Source organism: Tissierella carlieri, assembly GCF_018917285.1.
GTDB classification, from domain to species: Bacteria; Bacillota; Clostridia; order Tissierellales; family Tissierellaceae; genus Tissierella; species Tissierella carlieri.
Window position 1 is genome coordinate 153,817 of the sequence record NZ_JAHLOH010000016.1, and the last position, 17,609, is coordinate 171,425.

At 30.5% G+C, this 17,609-nt stretch carries 21 protein-coding genes; all 21 read left to right on the plus strand.

What is annotated here, in order from left to right:
• Positions 1–2: 2 nt before the first annotated feature.
• The 21 genes from KQI38_RS03290 (at position 3) to KQI38_RS03390 (ending at position 17,453) form a co-directional block, all read left to right on the plus strand.
• Positions 3–863 carry a polyprenyl synthetase family protein gene (locus KQI38_RS03290; RefSeq protein ID WP_216555712.1) on the plus strand — a complete coding sequence of 287 codons (861 nt, stop codon included), beginning with the start codon at positions 3–5 and terminating at the stop codon, positions 861–863.
• Between the two features lie 712 nt (positions 864–1,575).
• A complete protein-coding gene (locus KQI38_RS03295; RefSeq protein WP_216555715.1) occupies positions 1,576–2,172 on the plus strand; it encodes a hypothetical protein in 597 nt (198 codons plus the stop codon).
• A 20-nt stretch (positions 2,173–2,192) separates the two neighbouring features.
• A complete protein-coding gene (locus tag KQI38_RS03300) occupies positions 2,193–2,990 on the plus strand; it encodes a TlyA family RNA methyltransferase (RefSeq protein WP_216555718.1) in 798 nt (265 codons plus the stop codon).
• Between the two features lie 30 nt (positions 2,991–3,020).
• Complete coding sequence (recN, locus tag KQI38_RS03305; RefSeq protein WP_216555721.1) at positions 3,021–4,721, plus strand: DNA repair protein RecN; 1,701 nt, start codon at positions 3,021–3,023, stop codon at positions 4,719–4,721.
• 166 nt (positions 4,722–4,887) lie between these two features.
• Positions 4,888–6,168, plus strand: a complete 1,281-nt coding sequence (gene spoIVB / locus KQI38_RS03310) for a SpoIVB peptidase (protein ID WP_246565541.1) — start codon at positions 4,888–4,890, stop codon at positions 6,166–6,168.
• Positions 6,169–6,276: 108 nt separating this feature from the next.
• Complete coding sequence (gene spo0A / locus KQI38_RS03315; protein ID WP_094900282.1) at positions 6,277–7,086, plus strand: sporulation transcription factor Spo0A; 810 nt, start codon at positions 6,277–6,279, stop codon at positions 7,084–7,086.
• A 132-nt stretch (positions 7,087–7,218) separates the two neighbouring features.
• Positions 7,219–8,184 carry a tyrosine-type recombinase/integrase gene (locus tag KQI38_RS03320; protein ID WP_216555724.1) on the plus strand — a complete coding sequence of 322 codons (966 nt, stop codon included), beginning with the start codon at positions 7,219–7,221 and terminating at the stop codon, positions 8,182–8,184.
• Positions 8,185–8,196: 12 nt separating this feature from the next.
• Positions 8,197–8,412 carry a hypothetical protein gene (locus tag KQI38_RS03325; RefSeq protein WP_216555727.1) on the plus strand — a complete coding sequence of 72 codons (216 nt, stop codon included), beginning with the start codon at positions 8,197–8,199 and terminating at the stop codon, positions 8,410–8,412.
• A gap of 670 nt (positions 8,413–9,082) precedes the next feature.
• Positions 9,083–9,220 (plus strand): hypothetical protein, encoded by a 138-nt coding sequence (locus KQI38_RS03330; protein WP_216555730.1) that lies wholly within the window; start codon positions 9,083–9,085, stop codon positions 9,218–9,220.
• Positions 9,221–10,115: 895 nt separating this feature from the next.
• Complete coding sequence (locus tag KQI38_RS03335) at positions 10,116–10,298, plus strand: helix-turn-helix domain-containing protein (RefSeq protein WP_216555732.1); 183 nt, start codon at positions 10,116–10,118, stop codon at positions 10,296–10,298.
• Between the two features lie 85 nt (positions 10,299–10,383).
• On the plus strand, positions 10,384–10,824 hold the full coding sequence (locus tag KQI38_RS03340) for a hypothetical protein (protein ID WP_216555734.1): 441 nt from the start codon (positions 10,384–10,386) through the stop codon (positions 10,822–10,824).
• Positions 10,825–10,899: 75 nt separating this feature from the next.
• Positions 10,900–11,727 carry a phage major capsid protein gene (locus tag KQI38_RS03345; RefSeq protein WP_216555738.1) on the plus strand — a complete coding sequence of 276 codons (828 nt, stop codon included), beginning with the start codon at positions 10,900–10,902 and terminating at the stop codon, positions 11,725–11,727.
• Between the two features lie 86 nt (positions 11,728–11,813).
• Complete coding sequence (locus KQI38_RS03350; RefSeq protein ID WP_276515539.1) at positions 11,814–12,035, plus strand: helix-turn-helix domain-containing protein; 222 nt, start codon at positions 11,814–11,816, stop codon at positions 12,033–12,035.
• 86 nt (positions 12,036–12,121) lie between these two features.
• Positions 12,122–13,024, plus strand: a complete 903-nt coding sequence (locus tag KQI38_RS03355) for a hypothetical protein (protein WP_216555743.1) — start codon at positions 12,122–12,124, stop codon at positions 13,022–13,024.
• A gap of 20 nt (positions 13,025–13,044) precedes the next feature.
• Positions 13,045–13,236 (plus strand): hypothetical protein, encoded by a 192-nt coding sequence (locus KQI38_RS03360; protein WP_216555746.1) that lies wholly within the window; start codon positions 13,045–13,047, stop codon positions 13,234–13,236.
• Positions 13,237–13,289: 53 nt separating this feature from the next.
• Entirely contained in the window at positions 13,290–13,466 is a 177-nt protein-coding gene (locus KQI38_RS03365) for a DUF5659 domain-containing protein (protein WP_216555749.1), read from the plus strand.
• Positions 13,467–13,488: 22 nt separating this feature from the next.
• Positions 13,489–13,671, plus strand: a complete 183-nt coding sequence (locus KQI38_RS03370; RefSeq protein WP_216555752.1) for a hypothetical protein — start codon at positions 13,489–13,491, stop codon at positions 13,669–13,671.
• Positions 13,672–13,714: 43 nt separating this feature from the next.
• The gene (locus KQI38_RS03375) at positions 13,715–14,752 is read left to right on the plus strand and encodes a hypothetical protein (RefSeq protein WP_216555755.1); all 1,038 of its coding nucleotides are present in this window, start codon (positions 13,715–13,717) and stop codon (positions 14,750–14,752) included.
• Between the two features lie 403 nt (positions 14,753–15,155).
• Entirely contained in the window at positions 15,156–15,491 is a 336-nt protein-coding gene (locus KQI38_RS03380) for a hypothetical protein (protein ID WP_216555758.1), read from the plus strand.
• Complete coding sequence (locus KQI38_RS03385; protein ID WP_216555761.1) at positions 15,491–15,892, plus strand: hypothetical protein; 402 nt, start codon at positions 15,491–15,493, stop codon at positions 15,890–15,892. The genes KQI38_RS03380 and KQI38_RS03385 overlap by 1 nt, the downstream gene beginning before the upstream one ends.
• Positions 15,879–17,453 carry a phage terminase large subunit family protein gene (locus KQI38_RS03390; protein ID WP_216555764.1) on the plus strand — a complete coding sequence of 525 codons (1,575 nt, stop codon included), beginning with the start codon at positions 15,879–15,881 and terminating at the stop codon, positions 17,451–17,453. Before KQI38_RS03385 ends, KQI38_RS03390 begins: the two co-directional genes overlap by 14 nt.
• The last annotated feature ends 156 nt before the right edge of the window (positions 17,454–17,609 follow it).

Consider the following 17,609-nt stretch of genomic DNA (forward strand, 5'->3'; position numbering starts at 1 on the left):
ATATGGAAAATGAACTAAAGAATTTAATTTCAATTATTGATCAGGAACTTAGGAAAAGATTTAAAGATAGAAATGGTTATCAAAAGAGAATCTTTGAAACTATGGATTATAGCTTATTTACAGGAGGTAAAAGGCTAAGACCTATAATGGCTATTAAATCCTATGAGATGTTTGGCAAAGATATTGAAGAAATATTACCCTATGCAATAGCTATTGAGATGATACATACATATTCTTTAATCCATGATGATCTTCCAGCTATGGATAATGATGACTTTAGGAGAGGAAAACCAACTAATCACAAGGTATTTGGTGAAGCTATGGCAATACTTTCTGGTGATGGTTTGCTGAATTCTGCTTTTGAGACTATTGCAGATTATATGGAAGAACTTAAAACTATAGATAACTATAAAAAACATATAAGGGCATTTAAAGAGATTAGTAGATATGCAGGTGTATATGGTATGATAGGAGGACAAGTTGTTGATTTGTTTGCCAATCATGATACTATGGCAGAAGATAAACTAATGTTTATGTATAAAACAAAAACTGCCGCTTTAATTCAATCTGCTTTGGTTACAGGTGCCATTATTGGAGAAGCTAAAGAAGAGGAAATTGAATCCATGAGAGAGTTTGGATTAAATCTTGGATTAGCTTATCAGATTAGAGATGATATTTTAGATATGAATCAGGATAAAGATATAAAAAAACTAACATATTTAACATTTCATGACATTAATAAGGCTAGAATTGCCGCCCGTGAATATAGCAACAAGGCTATTGATGCTCTAATGACATTAAAAAATAGAGATATTAATTTTTTCGTTGATTTAACAGAAGGACTGGTTAAACGTGATAATTAGTATAATCTCAATTGAATTTTAGGATAAATTATGCTATAATATTTTTAGCTTGAGTGGTACAGTATTCTAGTCAGCACAACTATTCTAGAGGGCGGGGCTAAAAATCCGTCGAAGGGCATATCGATGAAGTTCTTTGTTTCGGCTCGCGACGCCCAGTCGTGGGTCCTTACAGGGAGTAAGAGGGATGGGGCGATCTGCAATGGCATGCAGGCGATGACCCTACTCTCGTGGAGACATGATATTCCATATTTTAAAAGACATATCATGATAAACCTGCTATGTATATATTACTAGAAGCAGAGTAGCCTGCCTTGAGTGAAGTATGGCGGATGATAAGTTCAACTTAAGATATTAAAGGGCCCGATATATCCTAAGTTCTGTTATCGAAACCTATTTTGCAAAAGAGGCTAAGGAATAGAATGGCTGTAGAGGAAAACTCCTAGACTGTTCTAAAAGAGGTAAGTTGTGGATTACAGTGCGGACTAAGTGGCAATCCAGTTTTATCTTTGGCGACAAGATGATAATAGAATTAAAGGGAAACCGCTGTTATGGCGACAGACAGTTTTTATTAGGGAAATCCTGCTGGACCTAAAGCCGTAAGATTTACACAGTTTACTACCACTCTTATAGCTGATAGCTTGTAGCTATCAGCTTTTTGTGTATATACTGTTATTAGTTTTCGTATAAAGGGTCATGGAGGGAACACTAATATATGAATAAAAAAGAAGAAGAAGGAATTTTTACTAGATATAATTTAAAATGGGTGTTTTTTATAAGTATATGGACTTTTATTATGTCTATTATTGTTTCGGTTATTACTGAGAATTTAGTTACAAATTTAGATATTGTAGCAGCATTCATCGTTTTAATTGTTATTATTTTAATAGGAATTATTTTTGATATTATAGGCATAGCTGTAACCACAGCAGAAGAAAAACCTTTTCATGCTATGGCAGCTAATAAAGTTGAAGAAGCAAAATTTGCAATAAAACTTGTTAGGAATGCAGGACAGGTATCGAATTTTTGTAATGATGTTATAGGAGATATTAGTGGTATCTTATCTGGCGCAGCAGGTACTACAATAATATATAAATTGATGAATAGATATAGTTTAGTAGATGGCACGGTGCTTACAATAATAATTACTTCTTTAATAGCTGCATTTACAGTAGGAGGTAAGGCTTTTGGTAAATCAATAGCACTATTTAACTATGAAAGAATTATTTATAGTATTGCTAAAATATTGAATCTAATAGAGAAAAGGCTAGGGATTGATATATTTCCTAATAAGAAAAAAAATAAAAAGTAATTTATTTGGAGAGATGATAAGTGAAAAAAAGAGCGGATGTAATTTTATATGAAAAAGGTCTAGTTGATTCTAGAGAGAAGGGAAAGAGAGTAATAATGGAAGGTTCAGTCTTTGTTGGTAATCTTAGAATTGATAAACCTGGAGAAAGATTAGATGAGGATGTAGAAATTATTATTAAAGAGAATCCCAATATATATGTGAGTCGTGGTGGTTTAAAGCTTGAAAAAGCTATTGATAGCTTTGATTTACTCTTACAAGATAAAGTAACCATGGATATTGGAGCTTCTACGGGAGGTTTTACAGATTGCATGTTAAAAAATGGAGCCTCAAGGGTTTTCGCTGTTGATGTAGGTTATGGTCAGCTGGATTGGAAGCTACGAAATGATTCCAGAGTAGTAGTTATGGAGAGAACCAATATAAGAAATGTAACAAATGAAGATATCGGAGAAAGAATAAACTTCATCTCTATTGATGTATCTTTTATCTCTTTACGTTTAGTTCTACCTGTGGCAAAAAATTTATTAGATGAAAGTGGAGAAGTTGTTGCCCTAATTAAGCCACAGTTTGAAGCTGGAAAAGATAAAGTTGGAAAAAAAGGTATCATTAGAGATAAAAAAATACACTTTGATGTAATAAAATCTGTAATAGAATTTTGTCTTGAGATTGATTTGGGTATTTATGGATTAACATATTCTCCTATAACTGGTGCAACAGGAAATATTGAATTTTTAATTTACTTAAAAAACAATATAAGTAATATAATAGATGATGAATCAATTTTTGCAGTTATTGAAGAAGCTCACAGTACTCTTAGTTAAATGTAATTTTATTAATTTGGGGGTTTTTACATGCTAGTTGAGTTAAGTATTAAAAATTTTGCAATTATTGAGGATTTAAAGGTGAATTTTACTAAGGGATTAAATATTATTACTGGAGAAACTGGATCTGGTAAATCTATTTTAATAGAAGCTATTGGTATTATCTTAGGATCTAGATGTAATAGAGAATTTATACAATCTGGCCATGAAAAGGCTATACTAGAAGGGGTTTTTTATATAGAGAACCCATCTATTATAATGCCCATTTTAGAGGAATATTCTATAGATATGGATGATGATAATATTATAATTATTTCTAGAGAAATTTACTTAAATAGTCCTAGTTTATCTAGGGTTAATGGAAGAAATATTACCTCGAGTATGCTTAAAAATATAACAACAAAATTAGTTGATATATTTGGACAGCATGAGCATCAGTCATTGTTAGATTCTTCTAATCATGAAATTTTAGTAGATTCTTTTGGAGATAGTGAGCTACTAGAATTAAAAGAAAAAATTAAAGTGTATTATGATGAATGGATAAATGAGAAAAAAAAGATAAAAAAATTATCTATAGATAGTAGTGAAAGAGATAGAGAGATAGATATACTAAAATTTCAACTTCAAGAAATTGATGATGCAAAACTTAATAATGATGACGAACTAAATATTGAAAATGAATATAGACGATTATCTAATACAAATGAAATATCTCGTTCCATAGAAGAATCGCTGGCTTATTTAAATAATGAATGTTTCGGATCACCTGGAATATTAGATTTAATGAATAAGAGTATTTCACTTATTGCTAATGTAAAAAAATTTGATGAAAAACTTGTAAATTTACATAAGCAGTTTGAAGGTATTAATTATGAATTGCAAGACTTATATAGAGAGTTAAGGAATTATTTAGATAATATAGAGGTGGATTCAGAAAGACTAGATTTTTTAACTGATAGGATTAATCTTATAAATAAATTAAAAAAGAAATATGGGAATACTATAGAAAAGATTTTAGATTTTAAAAATAAATCGCAAGAAAGATTAGATGAATTACTTAATTTTGAGAAAGAGCTTGAAGAAACAAATAAAAAGATATTAGAATTAGAAAAGAATCTTGAGATATACTCTGAAAAACTATCAGTTAAAAGAAAGAAAATTTCAAATATTTTAGAAGAAAATATAAAAAGGGAATTAGCTGCCTTAAATATGACGAAAGTTGATTTTAAGGTTGATTTTCAAAAAAAATCTCAATTTACTTCAGAAGGTAATGATAAAATAGAATTTCTTATATCCACAAACTTAGGTGAAGAGTTGAAACCTTTATCTAAGATTGTATCTGGTGGAGAAATGTCAAGAATAATGTTAGCATTTAAGAGTATATTAGCATTTTTTGATCAGATACCTACTATGATATTTGATGAAATTGATACAGGAATCTCTGGAAGAACAGCTCAAATTGTGGGGGAAAAAATACATAATATATCAAGAAATCATCAAGTTTTATGTATTTCTCATTTACCACAAATTGCGGCTTTAGCAGATAGTCATTTTGTTATAAATAAAGTGATATTAGAAGATAAAACCAATACTGTAATCTCTAAATTATCAGATAAGGATCGTATTGAAGAAATGGCAAGACTATTGGGAGGTGTTGATTTAACTGATACAACTCTTAGACATGCTTCGGAAATGATTGAGATGTCTAAAAAAATTAAAGAAAGAATATAAGTGTTTTGACATGAAGTCAAAGCACTTTTTTATTGGTAAAACTTAAATCAGTTGTCATTTAAAAATTTTTTAATAGAGAATAATTAATTTAAAAAAAGGCTAAATTATATATGAAATTGAAAATAGGAGGTGAGTTTGACAAAGTCAGTTAGGAGAGTGATAATGTTTGGGTAAATTAAAATTTAGCCGTAAAATTATAGTTTCTATTTTAATATTAGTTGTATTAGGTTTAAGTATACAGACCAACAAAATTTTATTTTATCCTTCAAGTATCAATATTGTTAAAGGAGAAAATAAGAATCTAGATATATCATTTCCTTTTTTCTTGGATATTAGCCAAGAAAAAGAGAATGTAGTAGAGGCCAGTTACAGTGAAGCTGAAAGTATTAGGTTTAAAAAATCTTATCAATTAAATGGAATAGATGCAGGAGAAGCAGAGCTACAGCTAAAACTCTTAGGATTTATTCCTGTTAAAAATTATAATGTAAATGTCATCAATAGACCTGAGTTGGTTCCAGGTGGAAATGCTATTGGAGTTAGACTAAATACCAAAGGTGTTTTAGTAGTAGCTGTAACAGATGTTATTGATATTAAAGGACATAGATCTAGCCCAGCTAAAGAGGCAGGTTTAAAAGTAGGAGACAGTATTATTGAAATAAACGGTACGAAGGTGCAAGATGCTGAACATGTGGTTAGTATTTTAAATAATATTAAAGACTCAAATGTGAAAATAGTAGTACAAAGAAATAAAGTAGAATTTGTTACTGAAGCTAAACCTATACAGAGTATACAAGATAATTGCTATAGGCTTGGTATTTGGGTAAGAGATAAGACCTCTGGCATTGGAACCTTAACCTATTATGATAAGGATACCAATGAATTTGGTGCTTTAGGTCATGGGATTGTTGATATGGATACAGGAGGACTGTTATCAGTAGAAAAAGGTAAGATAATGAATGCCAAAATATCAAAGATAGAGCAAGGTAAGAAAGGTACTCCTGGAGAAATTAGAGGTGTATTCTACGAAACAAATAATCTACTTGGAGATATAAGTATTAATAGTGCATATGGTATATATGGAACTATTAATCAAAATAATATAAAACCTATACAGAATAAACCGATACCAATTGGATTTAAAGAGGAAGTAAAAGAAGGAAAAGCACATATTTTAACTACTATTGAAGATAATAAGGTAGAAAAGTTTGAAATTGAAATAATAAAGGTACAACCACAACTGAAAACAGATCAAAAAAGTATGATAATAAAAATCACAGATCAAAAACTTTTAGAAAAAACTGGTGGGATAGTACAGGGGATGAGTGGTAGTCCTATAATTCAAAATGACAAATTAGTTGGCGCTATCACTCATGTTTTTGTAAATGATCCTACTAAAGGTTATGGTATATATATTGAGTGGATGTTAGAACAGATAAATAAGCCCTAGGGGCTTATTTTTTTCAAAAAATTTATAAAAAAAGAAGGAGTTTTAATACATTTGTCGAATTAATATATATGTATTATAATAAATTATACAAAAACAGGGGGATTAAGAATGAAAAAAACAAAAGTTATGATTGCAGATGATAATAGAGAATTTAGTGAAATATTAACTCGATTTATATCATCTTATGAAGAGTTTCAAGTTGTTGGGGTGGCTAAAGATGGCATTGAAGCATTAGAGGTTATAGATAGAGAGAAACCAGATGTTTTAATTTTAGATATTATTATGCCCCATTTAGACGGATTAGAGGTATTGGAAAGGCTAAATAGTTTTGGAGATAGTAATTTTCCTAAGGTAATAGTACTATCAGCTGTTGGGCAAGATAAAATTACTCAAAGAGCTATTGAACTTGGAGCTCATTACTATGTTGTCAAACCATTTGATTTCCAAGTTTTTATGAAAAGATTAAGACAAATAGCTGGCATGGAAGAAAGTATAATTAGGGTTAAAGAGAGCTCAGAAGTATTTTCATCAAATAGACCTGTTTTTGCAGAAAAGAATTTAGAAGCCCAAATAACTAGAATTATTCATGAAATTGGAATTCCAGCTCATATTAAAGGTTATTTATATTTAAGAGAGGCTATAGCTATGGTTATTGAAGATATGGATTTTTTAGGTGCAATAACTAAAGAGTTATATCCCACCATAGCAGCTAGATTTAACACAACTCCATCTAGAGTGGAAAGAGCAATTAGGCATGCAATTGAAGTAGCCTGGACAAGAGGAAAGATAGATACTATAAATAGATTGTTTGGATATACTATAAGTAATAATAAAGGGAAACCAACGAACAGTGAATTTATAGCACTTATTGCTGATAAATTGAGGCTAGAACAAAATGAATTAATGGCAAGTTTTTGATAGGGTTTGAGGGTTGTGTTAAGATATTAACGATATAATTAAAAACCTATAAATCTTAAATCATACCAATAAAGCATATACTATATACCAACTAACTTTTTTGTCCTCCGATACAAAAAACGGAGGGATAAAATGAAGGATTTTGATTACTATGTAGAGGATTTTATGTTGTATTGTACTTCAAAAAATCTATCTAAAAAGACAATGAAAAGTTATGAGCAAACATTAAAACTCTTCCAACTGTATATGGAAGATGAACATGAGGTTAAAGAAGTCCATGAGGTAGATACAAAACAAATAAGACAGTATATTGAATATTTAAAAGAACGTGGCAAATATACAGTTCAAGTTGCTAATGCAGATATTAATAAACCACATAATCGCACCGATAGAAATAAACCTATATCTGTTAGCACCATTAACAACTATATCAGAAATATTAAAGTGTTCTTTAATTATCTTGAAGAAGAAAAAATTATAAGAGATAATCCTATGGATAGGATTAAACAGTTAAAAAATGTTCAAGAAAAGAAAGAACCATTAACAAGAGAAGATATAAGGAAGATGTTTAAGGCATTTGACATTACTACCTTCACTGGATATAGAGATTTTGTAATAACTAAGTTACTACTTTCTACAGGTGCAAGAATTGGTGAAACCTTAGCACTTAATGTTGATGATGTGGACTTAAATAATAACACTATAATTTTCAAGGACACCAAGAACAAGAAAGAGAAAATATCCTACTTGAATAATAAGTTGTCTTATGAATTAAAGAAATGGATTAGATATAAGGATAGATATATAGATACTGATATATTATTTCCGACAAATAGAAAGAATAATATTTCTATAACAGGGTTTGAGAGTAATTTAAGAACTATAGGAAAAAATGCAGGTATAGAGAATTTACACCCACATAGACTAAGATATACATTTGCTGTGGAATTTTTAAAAAATGGTGGGAACATTTATGTGCTGTCTAAATTATTCGACCATAGTTCAGTGCAAATTACAGAGATATACTTGAACATGGATAGGGACGATATAAGAAGAGAGTATATGAAACATAATCCAGTAGACCTAATTGATTTTTAGGAGGCGCTGGATATGAAACTGGGTATGATTATAATGCAAGGAACAGAAAAAGAAGTAAGAGAAGAATATGAAAAATTATTAGAGAAAGCAAAAAATGGTTATGGTGATATGGTATATGAGTTTGAAGATGTAATGGGTACATTTAAAATTCAAGACCAGAATATGAAGGTTACATTTTCAATGAGTCAATATTTTAAAGAATATGCTATATATCAAATATTAGAATAGTCGGCTGATGGGTCGGCTATTTTTTTACTTGTGTCAATCTTCTCGTTTTGTCCATTTGGGCAAGACGAGGGTGATTGCGTTGAGTGTGGTTGTAAGATTGAGATAACAACGTCTAATAATAAGTATTGTAGAGATTGCGCTAAAAAAATAAATATAAAAAAACTTTAGAGAAATATCATCAAAATAAAAGTTGATTTTTTTGAAGCCAGAGCACTACTCAAATATAGTCTGTGACCAACTTACATCAATCGTTGTCTATTTTGTATAATGAAGAGGAAATAATGTGAAGGAGCCAACACACCACTCAAACCCAGTCATAGACCACCTTACATCAATCGTTGTCTATTTCCTATAATGAAGAGAAAACAAAGTAAAATCTAAAAACAAAAAATATTATCACAATTTAGGAAAATAGAAAACGGCTATACTTTAGTCACGGACTAGTTTGTAACAGTCGATGTCTATTTTCTATAATGAAGAGGAAACAAAGTAAAATCTAAAAATAAAATTTTATACAGTTTTAAAATCGATATAACACAGTCCACTACTATATTACAGCAATCGTTGTCTATTTTCTATAATGAAGAGGAAATGATGATGGGTGGATTATGTGTGAAGTATGTGGGAGGAGGGTGGGTCAAACTGTAAATAATAAAAAATACTGTGATGGGTGCTACAAAGAAAAGCAAAAACAGTGGCAGCGAGAAAGCATGAGAAAAATGAGAAAATCAGTGAAGTAGCAAGCACTTCCTGTACTCTAGCATTTCCAATACTTACAGCGATTTCGCAAACTATAAAATCGCTGTAAGTCACTAAAATGCCCAAAGGTTAATGGTCACTAAGGGAGGATACTCATCTATATAAAATCATAGATTTAATGTGATAGTAGTTTGGGGGAAATAGACTGCTGAGAATGGGTGTTTCATTAGTTAAGAAGACTATATAGAGAGGGGTATGTTTATTGTCAAAACAATTCAATATAAACACCTTGGTTTAGTGGTACAGTATAATGTAAGGAAGGAGTAATAGAAAAAATGAGTAGTTTAAGGAAAATAGACTGCTGAGAACGATGTCTACTCATGCCTATAAGACTAATAGAGGGGTAGTATTTTATTGTAATAGATTATTACGTCAAAAGGGGTTGTAAATCCAATATTTCGGACAAATATAGTGAGGGTATATATGTTTATAAATTTGGCTAAAAAATGCATAAAAACACCTTGGTTTAGTGGTACAGTATAATGTAAGGAAGGGGTATAGGTTAGACCAAAATTACACGAAAAGGGGTTGACAATCCCACATTCCGTACAAATATAGTGAGAGGATTAAAATGAGTAAAAAAAGACTTTTAGGGGGGTAAAATAGCCACTTTCCGACAAATATAGTGAGGAGGTATTTTTTAAGTAAGTCGTATTTAGTACATTTACCCAAGTGTATTAAATAGGGCTTATTTTTATGAGTCCAACCTAATTTAATATTTTATCTGTTAGTTATAACATTATCAGTAATTTTGCTAGTTTGATGTAGGGGCAGAACCTACCCTCCTCTAAAACGAAAAACTAGACGCAGACATGGGAGTAATTAACCATCGGTAATCTGGCGTTAGAAGATTACCCTTTTTGATTATAAAGACAATTGTCTTTTATATATATTTTTTTAGTCAAGATTTCTTGATAAATAATAAAACTAAAGAAGGGGTGCAAATGGTAGATGTGAATTTAAGAGAACTATTGCAAGAATATGTTCAAGAAAAAGGTATCAAATATAAGTACATAGCAAAAGAAATTAATGTGTCGGAGTCAATGCTAAGTCATTGGAGAGCAGGGCGAAAAAAGTTATCAGAAAGCAATTTAAGGTTGCTAGAACAAATAATAAAAAATAACTAGGGTAATTGTCTATGCAACATATAAAACGTCTTAAAAACGATTGTATGGGGTGTAAGCAATATAAACTAGAAAGGAGAATGGAAGAATGGAATGGAAAGAAAATTTAACTCAAGAGGAATATGAAAAGGCAATACAAGGGGCGGAAGATAGAGTGCGAACTGAATACTCTAAAAAAATAAAGCAACTTGAAGAAAAATTGCCAGTTGAAAAATCTGAAAGAGAAATTGAACTTGAACAAAAGGAAAAGGAACTTCTTGCAAAGGAAAATGAGTACAAATTAAGAGATGCACTTGCTGAAAAAGAACTACCTTCACAACTTGCTAAATTTTTAAAGGTTGAAGATTTAGAAACTGATATTGATGAGGTTGTAAGTGTATTAAATCAATACTTATTGAACAATTCACATAAACCAGTTAATAAGAAAAATAATGATGGAGTCACTAAAGATCAATTTAAGAAAATGAGTTATGCAGAAAGAATGAAACTGGAAAATAGCAATCCAGAGTTATATAAAAAATTAATCTAATATTCAAGGCACTTACAATTAAGTAGGTGTCTTTTTTATATAGATAAAAATCTAATTTAGAAAGGAAGATGTAAAATGAGTTTTATAAAAGCAAATATTTATGCAGACATGGTAAGAGAAAAATTTGAGGGTAGAATTAAAGTTCTACAATTAGCACAAGACTTAGGAAATTTAGAAGGATTAGGCAATGGAGATACTATCAGTTTTCCTAAGTGGGCTTTAATCGGCGATGCTAAGGAAATGGAAAAAGGTGTTGCATTAGTACCAGAGGAACTTCAATCAACTGAACAAACTGTAAAAATTAAACAAGTAGGTAAGGCAGTAAGAGTTTATGATTCAGAAAACTTGACTTCTATTGGTAATCAGATGGACGAGGGAGCAACTCAAACGGCTATAGTTATGGCTAGAAAAATAGATGCAGACCTTATCGCAGATATGGTTAAAGCACCGTTCCAAGCACCAACAGTTGCAGGAGATGCAATAACAAGTGCAGAGATTGAAAAAGCAATGTTAAACTTTGGTGATGATAGAGATGTTGAAGATTTTTCAGGTATCGTTATTAATTCATTATTAATTCCAAGTTTCTATGAAATGAAAGAATTTACTGATGCAACTAACACAACCACAGTTGCTGGAAATGGTATCTTATCAAATGGTATGTTAGGGTTCTATAGGGGAATACCTGTGTACGTAAGCGATAAAGGTACTTATGATGACAATGCACAAACTTGTATTACTTTCATAATCAAGAAGGGTGCTATTGGTTATAAGATGGCTAAAGATATTGATATAGAGTTAGAAAGAGAAGCAAAATTAAAGGCAACTGACATAGTTACAGATGCTTTATATGCTACAGCATTGGTAAAAGATGACGGTGTTGTTGTACTTAAACTTAATGCTTAATAAATAATTAAAGGGGACTTTGTGTCCTCTTTTTATTATTTTTTTTAAGTGACTATTTTGTAAATCAATAGAAAGGAAGATGAAAAATGCTTAGAGGAAGTCAACTGAAAAGAATGAGAATTTTAAAAAACATTACCCAAGAAGAAGTTGCTGATGCACTAGATGTAAAAAGAAATTACATATCAATGTTAGAAAATGAAACTAGAGCAATTCCACAGGACAAGTATGAAAAATGGCTTGAATACTTAAATAGTAAAGAGGCACGAGCAATTAGAGATAAAAGATTAGAAAAAAAGGTAAAGAAATAAACTTAAAATAACTTAGTAGAGGAGAGAAGATAGTGGAAGATAATGGCTTGAGGGGGACATAATCGTTTACCACATAATCGAATTAAATGAAAAAGGAATACAAAGACAAATTTCCAGAGTTTTGCAGTGATTTTACAAAGGCTTATGATTTATGCTTATCAGATGATAGTGATAGCATATTAGTAAATAATTTCTTAGAGTTAGAAACATGGAACTCCACAAGGTTCTTCTATGATTTCAATATGTTGTATATAGAAAAAGGATATAAGCAACAAAATCCTATGGTTGGTTGTGATATATCATTTGTTGATGGTAGGTGCTGGGATAATCATGTAACGGCAATATCAAGTAAAGATATTATTAATCCTAACAGTGCTAATCTAAATAGTATTGATAAGATAAACTCTAAAAACAACTATACAAGCAAATATGCAGGTTCTACATTGGCAACCGTATTATCTTATTATGACTATGACATTAGCCAATTATCTGAACAAGCAAAAATGCTTATAATGTGTATTGATAGTCACTATTATGGATTTTATAGTGATAGATTTCACAGTACACAAAAGAAATGGCTAGTAGATGTTTTGGAAATGGATGAGTTATATGATATAATTAAGACACATACTGAACAAGATTTCATTGACTTAGCAAGAAGTTTAAACATCAAAATACCTAGACAAGGTAAAAAAGATAGAGATGGCAAGATATGGATTAATAAAGATGGTTATTTAGAAACTGAAATAGATTTAAAAGGTATATCTGATATACTAGGAACTGAAATTACATTACCAAAACAACAATTTGAGCCATTCTTTAAACAAAAAGAAGATGAAGAATATTTGATATTAAAAACAGGCTATGCCAAAACAGACTACATAAGTAATAGAGAACAGGTGCAAAAGAATATATTTTCATATTCACAAACTTTCAAGAACAGTGCATCGTATACATATTTATACAAAGTAAATCCAAAACAAATATAAACATAGGAGAGGGTGACTTAGTGAAAAAAATTAACTATAGGGTAAGTGTAGTAGGTAGAAAAACAATTAGAAGAACAAGTCTAAAGAGGGCTAAAATTAATAGGAAGATGGTGCAAGGTAGGGTTGTAACAAGTCAACCCCTCCTAAGACAGAGTAGAGAAGAAATTACAAATATGAAAGAATATCAAAACTTAATGAATTTATTGAAGTAAAGGACTGACGAAATGTTTAGTCCTTTTTTAGTGTTGAAAAGGAGGTATATATGATGAAGGATATTGTAATTTACAATGCAAAAGTGGTTAAAAGTTTACTGAAACATGGTTTTAATATTATTGATATAAGACCTAATCCACAGGATAATAAACGAACCGTATTTCTATTTGCTGATACAGAAGAAATTAGAAGATATTTAGAGAAGGAACACAATATTATATTTAACTAATAAAAACTTAGGAGGTATTACAATGGAAAATAAAGATATAGCGATATTTAGTGGTAGGATAGCAAAACAATTAATTAGAACCAAGAGGTTTGAATTAAATGATATAACGGCAGATAAGAACAACAAGGATAAAACGGTGTTCTTCTTTGCAGATACCATTGAGTTAAGAGAACATCTAAAAGAAGTATTTAATATTGAAATCTAGCACAACTAAACTAATTAAACTAAATTAATCGGAGGTATGAGTGATGAATATAAATAATATAACCGAAGGGCTAATAGTTAAGAATTACAGAGAAATGTGTAAATTACTTGATGAGAAAGTAAAAGATGGTAAAAGTAAAAGATTACAATTAGAAGATTGGAAAAGGTATTTTGACTGGAAAAATGAAAAATATAAATTTATAATTACTGAAATATATCCAGAGCCAAAAGAAAAAATAGATGGTAGGGTTAATAATGGTGGAAACATAGCCAATACAAAATATGATGAATTGATGGATAAGTTAATTATAAATTTACTAGTTGATTATGTATATATAGAAGAATCTTTTTCGCAAGTAATGGACATATTGGATTTATTTAGTAGGAAGTACGTTGACTTAAATAAGTCTGGATATAAAACATTTGCAGAGATTAATAAAATTGGTGTTGGTGTAACTCTTACATATCAACAAAAATTAAATAATATAGTTAAAAAGTGTTTTGAAACATCTTTGAATAGATTGGCAAAAAACGGTGTTATTACATATGAAAAAAGAATAATGATGATGGATAATAAATTAGAAAAATCTCTTGCAGATATTGAAATGGAAGAGAAAATAAAAGAAACTGAACAAAAAATGTATGAAGAAATGGATATAAAGCACTACAACAGAATAATCATGGATGTTAATAGAAGGTTTAAGAGTAAAGTTGGTAAGGAACTAGAAATAATGAACTATTGGAATGTATATTGCTTTGAGTTAGTAGATAAAAATACTGATTATGTGGAAGAAGATAGAGATGAATTAATGAAAAGGTTGATTAATTCAGTTGTCGAGAGTGTCAAAGGGCAGAAATATAAAGATGATGCTGGAGAAGCATTTCAACCATATGGGTATGAAAAATACCAAGAACAAATTGATAAATTAACTAGGTTATTATGGAAATTACCAGAAGAATATAAAACAGAAACGGAAATTGCTACAGCAATGGAATCTCTATTTGGCAATGGTGGAGAAGTGGAAGAAGAGCAAGAACAAGATACATCTTATTATATGCAAGATTTTAATACACCATTTTGATACTAATCAATAAGACAAATTATCACTCACTGTCGTTCGTGAATATATTATTATTGATTTATTATATGAGATAAAAATGTTGGCACTAATCAATGGAGTTATATATTATATATATTATAATACCTTTGAATAGTGCCAACATTTTAGGTTATCATAAACATTGAATTAAAATATAAAAATTTGCATAGGACTTGATTATTTGCGAACGTAGTGAAGCAAATAACAAGGCATATGCGACTCTTTTGACTTTAACACCGTAGGCATAGTTAGTAATAATAATTAAGTTCACGTAGTGACAATTTGTACCATTGATAAGTGTATACGTTTCTTGATGTATCTGTGCTTGTTGCAGGTACTTTTTTATTGTAAAAAACTAAAACTAAACTAAGGGAGAGTGTATATTATGTTAAATGCAAAAAATGATTTCATAGGTGCTAAAGGATTGGAATTGTTCAGAGGTAGAGAAAGAGAAGAAAAGGAAAATAATACATTAGAACAGATGATAAAAGAGTTAAAGGAATTTACAACTAAGTATGAAGAAGATAATAAATTATTTTATAAAAAGGTAGACGAACAACTCGCCGAAATAAAAGGATTGATTAAGTATACATTGACAGAACAAGAAAAACAACGATTTCAATCTATGAGTATGTCAGAGTTAATTTTAGAAATGAAAAATAATATAAACGATATGAGTAGTAAAATGGATATGTTAATTGAAAGGGTGGAGGATAAATAATGACTAGAGTTTATAAAAAGTCGGCAGTGGGAAGGTTAGATGATATTACTGGAAATAATAAATATTCTAGGTTTGTGGTTTGGTATTGTACACCAGAAACTGAAAGAGAACCATTTGAAGAATATGCAAGTAAAAACGGCAATAACAATGTTTCATGGGAACACGTAAATAAGTATTGGCTAACAGATGAAAATGTCCTTGAGGGCATTAGATATTATATGAAAATAATCCATACACAGAAAATGAAAAATATATATGATACCATGTATGAACAGGCATTAAAAGGCGATGTTCAATCGGCTAAATACCTTATTGATTTTGCCAAGGACTTCTTTAAAGATGATAAGACAAGTGAATTAGAGAGTCTTTTACAAGGAATTGATTTAGATGAAGAAGAATAAAATGACCCACAAGCAAAAGTTACAAAGGATATGGAATGATCCAAAACTGTTTATAGAGAATTTCATACAGATAGTTGATAAGAAAGGTGATGTAGTACCTTTTAAATTAAATATAATGCAAGATGATTTCCTTAAACAGATGGAAAATGAAAAATATACAATTTTACTTAAATCGCGGCAAGTTGGAGGTTCTGTGTTGTGTATGGCTTATGCAATATGGATAGCAATTACAAAACCTAATAGCACTTGTCTATTAATGAGTTTTAGCAAGGATTCGGCAGCGGGTATATTTGCTAAGTTGAAACAGATGTATTTTTCTATTCCAGATGTGTTAAGACCAAAATTGACTAACAATTCTAAAGAGGAATTACGTCTAGCAAATGGAAGTCGTATAGTTACGGCTACTTGTGGAACTAAAGATGTTGCCAGAGGGCTTACACTTAGATATGCCCACCTTTCAGAAGTTGGACTAATGAACGAGAACGTTGAAAGGCAACTTGTAGCAATAGAACAGGCACTAGCACCCAATGCAAAAATAGTATTAGAAAGTACAGCACAAGGTTATAATCATTTTAGTAATATTTGGAATAAGGCAAAGAATGGCGAGAATATGTATAATCCTTATTTTGCTAATTGGATTGATAATAAGGTTATGTTTCAAGATGATTATGACTTGGCAGTTGATATGTGGAAGGCAAGAAATAACGGTAATGTTTTAACTGTGGCTGAACTAGATGTAGAGGAATTAGATTTATATAATAATCTGGGTGCAACAATAGAGCAGTTGATGTGGAGAAGGTTGATAATTGCCAATAAAGGTGGTGGAGAAAAAGGATTGGGATATTTCCATCAAGAGTTTCCAAGCACTGATACAGAAGCATTTATCAGTACAGGTAATTCAGTATTTGATAGTAAGAAGATAGAGGAACGATTAAGATATTTACCTAAACATCTAAATAGAAATGAATTAAAGGACTTGAACGAGATATTAAAACAATATCTTAATCAGTCCTTATTTTTATGGGAAAAACCTAAACCAGATATGAAATATTATCTAGGTGTTGATAGTGCCGAGGGAGTGGGCAGCGATTTTAGTGTCATTGAAATATTTAGTGAAGAAGGAATACAAGTTGCAGAGTTCAGAAATAACAAGATAGCACCACATATCTTTGCACAGGTAGTCTTTGAACTAGGAATGTATTACAATTATGGACAGTTAATTGTTGAAAAAGCATCGGCAGGGCATACAGTTGTATCTAAGTTAAGGCATGATTATAGATATAGGAATATGTATATGCACAAGGAATATGACCAACGAGGTAGAGCAAAGAAGAAAGTCGGCTATGTCACTAATAGTAAGACTAAACCATTAATGATAAATAAATTTAGAGAATTGTTTGAAGAAAATCAAATTGTAATAAATTCTAAGACACTACTTGAGGAAATGAAGGTATTTAAAATAGAAGGTGACAAAATGGGTGCTATAAGTGGTATGCACGATGACTGTGTAATGGCAGCGAGTATGTGTTTAATGGGCTTTGATGGGGTTTGGTATGTGTAATTAATTCGAGGTCGCTTTAAGTGACCACGAAGGACTTAGAAATTTGAATCACTGTGAGTGATTTGTTTAAATGTTCATCTTGCACATTTAGAAAATAGGTGTCCCTAAGATTGGGGAGTGGGTAACGATATGAACGTTAGCAAAAAATAGAAAGGG

What these genes read in the sequence shown, in the direction of transcription:
- KQI38_RS03290 (WP_216555712.1), top strand. Translation starts at nt 3, where the DNA reads ATGGAAAATGAACTAAAGAATTTAATTTCAATTATTGATCAGGAACTT.
- KQI38_RS03295 (WP_216555715.1), top strand. Translation starts at nt 1,576, where the DNA reads ATGAATAAAAAAGAAGAAGAAGGAATTTTTACTAGATATAATTTAAAA.
- recN (WP_216555721.1), top strand. Translation starts at nt 3,021, where the DNA reads ATGCTAGTTGAGTTAAGTATTAAAAATTTTGCAATTATTGAGGATTTA.
- spo0A (WP_094900282.1), top strand. Translation starts at nt 6,277, where the DNA reads ATGAAAAAAACAAAAGTTATGATTGCAGATGATAATAGAGAATTTAGT.
- KQI38_RS03320 (WP_216555724.1), top strand. Translation starts at nt 7,219, where the DNA reads ATGAAGGATTTTGATTACTATGTAGAGGATTTTATGTTGTATTGTACT.
- KQI38_RS03325 (WP_216555727.1), top strand. Translation starts at nt 8,197, where the DNA reads ATGAAACTGGGTATGATTATAATGCAAGGAACAGAAAAAGAAGTAAGA.
- KQI38_RS03335 (WP_216555732.1), top strand. Translation starts at nt 10,116, where the DNA reads ATGGTAGATGTGAATTTAAGAGAACTATTGCAAGAATATGTTCAAGAA.
- KQI38_RS03340 (WP_216555734.1), top strand. Translation starts at nt 10,384, where the DNA reads ATGGAATGGAAAGAAAATTTAACTCAAGAGGAATATGAAAAGGCAATA.
- KQI38_RS03345 (WP_216555738.1), top strand. Translation starts at nt 10,900, where the DNA reads ATGAGTTTTATAAAAGCAAATATTTATGCAGACATGGTAAGAGAAAAA.
- KQI38_RS03350 (WP_276515539.1), top strand. Translation starts at nt 11,814, where the DNA reads ATGCTTAGAGGAAGTCAACTGAAAAGAATGAGAATTTTAAAAAACATT.
- KQI38_RS03355 (WP_216555743.1), top strand. Translation starts at nt 12,122, where the DNA reads ATGAAAAAGGAATACAAAGACAAATTTCCAGAGTTTTGCAGTGATTTT.
- KQI38_RS03365 (WP_216555749.1), top strand. Translation starts at nt 13,290, where the DNA reads ATGAAGGATATTGTAATTTACAATGCAAAAGTGGTTAAAAGTTTACTG.
- KQI38_RS03370 (WP_216555752.1), top strand. Translation starts at nt 13,489, where the DNA reads ATGGAAAATAAAGATATAGCGATATTTAGTGGTAGGATAGCAAAACAA.
- KQI38_RS03375 (WP_216555755.1), top strand. Translation starts at nt 13,715, where the DNA reads ATGAATATAAATAATATAACCGAAGGGCTAATAGTTAAGAATTACAGA.
- KQI38_RS03380 (WP_216555758.1), top strand. Translation starts at nt 15,156, where the DNA reads ATGTTAAATGCAAAAAATGATTTCATAGGTGCTAAAGGATTGGAATTG.
- KQI38_RS03385 (WP_216555761.1), top strand. Translation starts at nt 15,491, where the DNA reads ATGACTAGAGTTTATAAAAAGTCGGCAGTGGGAAGGTTAGATGATATT.
- KQI38_RS03390 (WP_216555764.1), top strand. Translation starts at nt 15,879, where the DNA reads ATGAAGAAGAATAAAATGACCCACAAGCAAAAGTTACAAAGGATATGG.